1 protein-coding gene is annotated in these 315 nt (G+C 70.2%); it reads left to right on the top strand.

All coding sequences use genetic code 11. The annotated features are described in order from the left end of the window. Positions 1-55: 55 nt before the first annotated feature. On the top strand, positions 56-315 hold a 260-nt coding region (locus JHE00_RS34625), incomplete at its 3' end, for an Ig-like domain-containing protein (RefSeq protein WP_307832239.1).

Here is a 315-nt window from a genome sequence, read left to right as displayed (position 1 = left end):
CACCCTGCCGGACGAGCTGAGAGCAACACACGCCGACGACCCCGCGAACGGCAGCGTGACCGTCAACTCAGACGGCACGATCACCTACACGCCTGACAAGGACTTCCTCGTCCAGGACACCGTCCGCTACACGGCCAAGGACCCCTCCGGCGCGACAGTCACCGGCACGGTCACCGTGACCACGGGCCTGGCCGCGACGGGCACGAACGTGCTGCCGATCGCCCTCACTGGCGGTGCCCTCCTCGTCGTCGGCACCGGTGACCTGCTGCTGGCCCGCCGCACGAGGCAGGACCCGCACCACCCCGACGCCGAGTA

The organism is Prauserella cavernicola, assembly GCF_016595675.1.
In the GTDB taxonomy this organism is placed as follows: domain Bacteria; phylum Actinomycetota; class Actinomycetes; order Mycobacteriales; family Pseudonocardiaceae; genus Prauserella_A; species Prauserella_A cavernicola.
The sequence above is the reverse complement of the archived record's forward strand: the minus strand, read 5'-3'. Positions and strand labels throughout refer to the sequence as shown.